Source organism: Corynebacterium sp. MSK310 (assembly GCF_030227355.1).
Lineage (GTDB): Bacteria > Actinomycetota > Actinomycetes > Mycobacteriales > Mycobacteriaceae > Corynebacterium > Corynebacterium rhinophilum.
The window spans coordinates 76,465-82,727 of the sequence record NZ_JASPFZ010000011.1 but is presented as its reverse complement, the minus strand read 5'-3'; the positions used below and the strand labels follow the sequence as shown (position 1 = coordinate 82,727).

General features: G+C 55.8%; 5 protein-coding genes. All 5 read right to left on the bottom strand.

Features of this window, described 5'->3' with window-relative positions:
• Window positions 1-894: 894 nt before the first annotated feature.
• Window positions 895-2,517 (bottom strand): cytochrome bc1 complex cytochrome b subunit, encoded by a 1,623-nt coding sequence (qcrB, locus tag QP891_RS08930; protein ID WP_005278357.1) that lies wholly within the window; start codon window positions 2,515-2,517, stop codon window positions 895-897.
• Entirely contained in the window at window positions 2,517-3,737 is a 1,221-nt protein-coding gene (qcrA, locus tag QP891_RS08925) for a cytochrome bc1 complex Rieske iron-sulfur subunit (protein WP_284769492.1), read from the bottom strand. The genes qcrB and qcrA overlap by 1 nt, the downstream gene beginning before the upstream one ends.
• The gene (qcrC, locus tag QP891_RS08920; protein ID WP_284769491.1) at window positions 3,734-4,621 is read right to left on the bottom strand and encodes a cytochrome bc1 complex diheme cytochrome c subunit; all 888 of its coding nucleotides are present in this window, start codon (window positions 4,619-4,621) and stop codon (window positions 3,734-3,736) included. The genes qcrA and qcrC overlap by 4 nt, the downstream gene beginning before the upstream one ends.
• Window positions 4,622-4,677: 56 nt before the next feature.
• Complete coding sequence (ctaE, locus tag QP891_RS08915; protein WP_369707792.1) at window positions 4,678-5,289, bottom strand: aa3-type cytochrome oxidase subunit III; 612 nt, start codon at window positions 5,287-5,289, stop codon at window positions 4,678-4,680.
• A 540-nt stretch (window positions 5,290-5,829) separates the two neighbouring features.
• On the bottom strand, window positions 5,830-6,261 hold the full coding sequence (gene ctaF, locus QP891_RS08910; RefSeq protein ID WP_284769490.1) for an aa3-type cytochrome oxidase subunit IV: 432 nt from the start codon (window positions 6,259-6,261) through the stop codon (window positions 5,830-5,832).
• Between the last annotated feature and the right edge of the window lie 2 nt (window positions 6,262-6,263).

The window sequence follows — 6,263 nt, the reverse complement described above, 5'->3', positions numbered from 1 at the left end:
GTACTACGGTGGTCGCCAGCCTCATTCATAAGGGGCCCACCGTCAGTTACAGATACACCACGCTACTGGACGCAACCAGACGGACCACACGGTCCTTTGCATCCTGGTCAAATTTTCTTGGCATGTTCCCGATTTTCCCATCTACTCAAACGGAACAAAACCTGAGACACTTCAAGGCTGATCGCGCCATCTTATCGAAAGCAGCTATACGCGTGAAGAACGTGGAGTTCCATCAGCGATGAGGAATCGGTTGAGAATTCCAAAAGCAGTGAACCATCGGTCACGCCTCCCGACGATGTCCCTGAATAGCACTGTCGGCACTGAAAGGTGCGCAGTCAACCTTCGGGCAATCTGGACCAAACTGGCCAACAGCAACCCAGATAAGAGGCTCGTTTGAACACCATCATCACGTTATCCAGTAGTACTAAGCTGCGAGACACCTAGGCGTTCCTACGGTTGCTACCTCGTTGCTAGCTGAATTACTGCCCTTCCCTACGGTCGGGCAATCCGTCTCCCCCCCGTAAGGACGGTTTGTCAGCCCATTTGCTCAGCTAGATGATGTCCGCTCCTGCATATCCTGCAATCCCAGGCCCCGCTGTTTCCTAGCATCCCGAAACAAGACTTCCGTGCCGGCGCACTTTTCATCAAGGAGTTGCGGTTGCAGCCCATGCATCAGGTGCGCAGTTTCCTAGCTATAGGGCGCCATTACAGTAAGCCAGGGCCTGCCTAGGCACCCCGCCCGAGTATGGCTCCTTAGACCTACAACAGTAAAAGGACAGTTGTTGTCAGCCGTATACAACGGCCCCTAAAACTGAAACGAGCCCGCTTGCCACCGAGTACTGGTGGCTTAGCGGGCTCGTTTGTGAGCGTGTATCGAGCTAACCCAAGGAAAGGTTAGATGCGGCCGTTCTCCTCGTCATCACGACGGTTAGCCTCGTTGAGGCGGCGGAACATCTCCGCTTCCTCTTCGTGGTTCTCCTCGTGAATCTCGTGAACACGGCGCATGAGTTCCGGATCATCCGGGCTGAAGGTGCCCTGAATCTCGGAGTCAGCGTAACCGAGGTGGTTAAGTTGCTTCGGCACCTGAGCGCCTGCGTACTCAAGCGGTACTGCGTGACCGTGCTCGTCAACCGGGCCGAGCGGCTGGTGGACCTCAATGAAGGCACCGTTAGGCAGCTGCTTGATGACACCGGTAGCGATACCGTGCTCGAGCACCTCGCGGTCAGAGCGCTGGAGACCAACGCAAATGCGGTAGGTCATGAAGTAGGCAATCGGTGGCAGGACAATCAGGCCGATACGTCCGACCCAGGTCATCGCGTTCAGCGAAATCTGGAAGAAGTGCGCAACGTGGTCGTTACCACCGGACAAGGTGACCAGCAGGAAGAACACGATTGCTGCTGCACCAATTGCGGAACGGGTAGGAACGTCACGCGGACGCTGCAAAAGGTTGTGGTGCGCGTCGTCGCCCGTGAACTTCTTCTCCAAGAATGGGTAGGTAATAAGCAGCACGACCATCAGGCCACACAACAGCGCCACCCAGAAAGCGGAAGGAATCGTGTAGTTGCCCAGGTACAGCTCCCAAGCAGGCATGACACGAGCCACACCGTCTGTCCAGAGCATGTAGATATCGGGCTGGGAACCTGCAGACACCTGTGACGGGTTGTACGGACCAAGCAGCCAGATGGCGTTGATGGTCAGCACACCGGACATCAAAGCCAGCACGCCAGCGACCATCATGCCCATACCAATTGCCTTGGTGGCGAAGACCGGCATAATGCGGACGCCAACCACGTTGTTCTCTGCGCGACCCGGTCCAGGGAACTGGGTGTGCTTCTGGAACCACACCATGATCAGGTGGGCCGCGATGAGGCCCAGAATGATGCCAGGGATGACCAGCACGTGCAGGATGTAGAAGCGGTCCAGCATCAAGTCGGACGGGAAGTCGCCGTTGAAGATGGCCCAGTGCAGCCAGGTACCAATGATCGGCAGACCCAGGATGATGGCGGACATAATGCGCAGACCAACACCGGAAAGCAGGTCGTCCGGCAGGGAGTAACCGAGGAAGCCCTCGATCATGCCCAGCAGGATAAGGGTGCAACCAATAATCCAGTTGGCTTCGCGCGGGCGGCGGAAAGCACCGGTGAAGAAGATGCGCAGCATGTGCGCAACCATCGACATCATGAACAGTAGTGCTGCCCAGTGGTGCATCTGGCGGACAAAGAGGCCGCCGCGTACCTCGAAGGAAATATCAAGGGCCGTTGCGTAGGCGCGCGACATCTCAACGCCGTTCAGCGGTGCGTAGGTGCCGTCATAGATGACCTTCGTAATAGAAGGGTCAAAGAAAAGCGCCAGGTATGTACCGGTTAGTAGAAGAATGATGAAGCTGTACAGCGCCATCTCACCGAGCATGAAGGACCAGTGGGTCGGAAAGACCTTGTTCAGCTGCGTCCTTAGCACGCCGGCGGCGCTGTAGCGCTCGTCCATGTTGTTGCCCATTTGGGCGAGTTTATTGCTCATTATGACTTACGCTCCCAGAATGCCGGACCGACAGGCTCAATGAAGTTGCCCTCTGCAACAAGGTAGCCCTCGTCGTCCACCGTGATAGGCAGCTGTGGCAAAGCACGAGCAGCCGGGCCGAAGACCGGCTTACCGTAGTGCAATGCGTCGAACTGCGACTGGTGGCAGGGGCACAGGATTCGGTTGGTTTGTGCCTCGTACAACGAAGTTGGGCAACCAATGTGAGTACAAATCTTTGAGTAGGCGTAGTAATCGCCGTGGTGGAAGTCTTCCTGTCCCTCACGCTCGATTGCCTTCTGCGCATCGGAGTGGCGCAGACGAATCAACATCACCGCATTGCGGTTGCCATGGATGGAGTGCATGTGGTTTTCGTATACGTCGCGCTTAGCGTCGTATTGATCACCGTCATTAACGTCTTCTTCCGCAAGCGGGAAGACGGTCTCCATGCCGCCGGCGGCCAAGTCCTCTGGGCGAACGCGCACGAGGCGGGTAACGCCTTCGGTGGTGTAGTGCTCGCCGGACTCACCGGAGTGCTTCTCAGCAATGGTACCGGTATCACGCGCGAGGTAAAGCTTGACGCCCTCCTCGTGCAACGTCCAACCGGAGGTCCACAGCGTGCCGTCACCGGCGTAGTTCAGCTCGTGACGTACCTTCCATGGGTTGCGGATTGCGCCACCGAGCGGTGCGATAACCGTCAAGCCGAAGAGCACACCGGCTCCACCGAGAAGACCCTGGATAGTCTTGCGGCGACCGAGCGTGGAGGTCTTCCACGAGTCGTTCAAAAGAGCGGTAAGAGTACGACGGTCAACTTCTTCCGAAGGACCATCGTGGCGACGCTGCACTGAAATCTCTTCCGGCAGAATCTTCTTGACGTACTGCACGATGGCAAAGCCGAGTCCAAAAATGGACAGTGCGGCGGTAATACCAAGCAGCGGGGTGTAGAGAGTGTGCCATACAAGGCCGTCCTCCCCTAGCTGCTTGTACTGCCAAGGCCAGAAGAGGTAAACACCCAAGAAGCCCAAGCCGCCGATAACGGAGATTGCCAGCCAAATGGCGACGTTGCGCCCCGCACGCTTTTCTGCGGGGTCACCTTCAACCGGGAAGCGCTCCTTACGGAACGCTACGGTGACATCATCGAGCTCGGTACCAAGTGCAGCAAGTTCATCATTGCTCATCTTATCGAGCTCTGCGTCAGTGTAATTCTTTTTCACATTGCTCATGAGCGCGATCCAATCCACATAGCAGCGGCGCACAGGGCGCTGATACCAATAATCCACATTGCCAGGCCTTCAGCCACTGGGCCGAGACCGCCAAGGTCCCAACCGGCTGGAGACGGAGTCTCTTCTGCAGACTTCAAGTAGGCGATAATGTCCTTCTTTTCGTCTGCAGTCAGCTGGCGGTCAGAGAACTTTGGCATGTTCTGCGGACCGGTCAACATTGCCTGATAGATCTCCTGCTCGTTAGCAGGTGCGAGCTCAGGAGCGTATTTACCGGAGGAAAGTGCGCCACCCTGGCCGGTGAAGTTGTGGCAAGATGCACAGTTCATGCGGAACAGCTCGGAACCCTTAGCAACGTCTTCGGCCTGAATCTGGCCGTTGTAGTTAGCGCCACGTAGGGATTCCTGAGCGATGCTTCCATCGTCGTTGTAGACGATGTCCGCGCCGCCACCGTTAGCTGCGACATAAGCGGCCAGCGCCAAGGTCTGCTGCTCGGTGTAACGCGGAGCCTTGCGCTCTGCCTGAGCATCGTTGGACATCATCGGCATACGGCCGGAGTGAACCTGGAAGTACACCGAGCCAGCACCGATACCTACGAGAGAGGGACCACGGTCTTCGATGCCCTGCAGATTGGCACCGTGGCAAGTGATACAAGCGGTGTCATAGATGTCCTTACCCTCTTGAACGAGGGCTTGGTCATCTTTTTCCGCCGTAGCGACCTGAGCGTCAGGCGTCAAGGCAGAGGCCAAGACGCCAGCGCCGGTCAAACCGATGGCCAAAGCGAAACCACCTGCGAGGGTGCGCTTCGCCTTGCGGCGACGGCGGGTCTTCTTAGCCGTGGCAGTGGTCTGCTCCACTGCCTCGGACTGCGAATTGTTATCCATCATTTTCCTTTAGATAACTCGAACACGGGAGGACTGTTTTGGGGAGAGGTTCGCCGACACTACTGAATCAAGTAGATCACGGTGAACACACCGATCCACACAACGTCAACGAAGTGCCAGTAGTAGGACACTGCCATGGCGGCAGTAGCCTGTGCCGGCGTGAATTTAGATTTAGCGATACGCGCCAGAATGATTGCAAAGGAAATCAAACCGGCGGTTACGTGCGCAGCGTGGAAGCCGGTGATGATGTAGAACACCGAACCAAAGACGCTGGATTGTACCGTCACGCCTGCGTGAATCAACTCAGCCCACTCAAACGCCATGATGCCTAGGAAGACAACACCCAATACCAGCGTGATGGTGTACCAGAGTCGAAGCTTGTAAACGTCACCCCTTTCTGCGGCAAACACGCCGAACTGCGAGGTCACGGAGGAAGAAATCAACACTGCAGTAATGAGAAAGCCCATTGGCAGGTTGATATGGGCAGTGTGCTCTGCCCAATCGCCTTCCTGGCCGTTCGCTCGCGAGGTGAACCACATCGCGAACAGTCCGGCAAAGAACATCAATTCCTGAGACAGGAACACGATGGTGCCCACGCTGACCATATTGGGTCGGTTCAGCGAGGCAACACGTGGTGCTGTCATACCTTGGTTAGAAACTACGCTCGTCACAGTGGTAATTATGGCTGTTCTAGACTCTAAAGTCACTTCAATTCCCCCCGCTTCCGCCATTCGGTTCTCACCAAATCGCCAGCTACCGATAAGGAATGTCTTGTGGCCTACCAAGATTAATTACCAGGGAACTTTTTGTATTCTTTTCCGACGAGACATCAACGCAGGTGACACACTTAAACTTCATCTATAGCCACGATCACTACCTTTTTGTCTGCTCGAATCACGACGATCCATCCTTCATTCGCAACCGATTTGGACAATTTTCTTAGAGAGATAAATCACACGGCGGTTTTCGGGGAAAATTGCCCGTTTGCAACTTTCGGATGACCCCCGCAGAAATAGGGGTTTACGTGCTGGGATGCGCCTTTGCTGCCCACTTATAACCTGGGCGCATCCGCTCTCCCCCTCCCCTAAAAAAGTTCTGGATTCTCGGGAACTTTCCTATTTTGTTTACGACGAGGATCGCCAAAGCCCTCCCCACCGTGGTGTGGTGAGGAGGGCTGAGAAGTTTAGGCAGTGGTTGCGACTAGATATGTACTAGTGCTTTTCCTTAGGCAGGCCATACTGCAGGGACAGGCCGGCACAGGCTGCAATCAAGCAGACAGCGCCCAAGGCGATGAGCCAGTAGTACAGGAAGATGACGCCAAGGCCCAAGAATCCGATGGAACCTGCCATGGCCAGTGGCCAGATGGAGCTCGGGGAGAAGAAACCCAAGATACCAGCGGAGTCTTCGGTCTCTGCTTCTTCCCAGTCTTCCGGCAGAACGTCGCTGCGGTTATCGGTGAAGTGAAGGTAGCCACCCAGCATAAGGCAGAGCATGACGGAGAGGAACATGCCTACGATGCCAACCCACTCGGCGCCGTAGAGGTAACCATCATCCTTCACGAGGGTGACGCCAAAGATATAAACAATCAGCGAGACGAAAAGGTAAGTCGCGATTGAGTAAAAGACTTTCGATGTTGCACGCATTG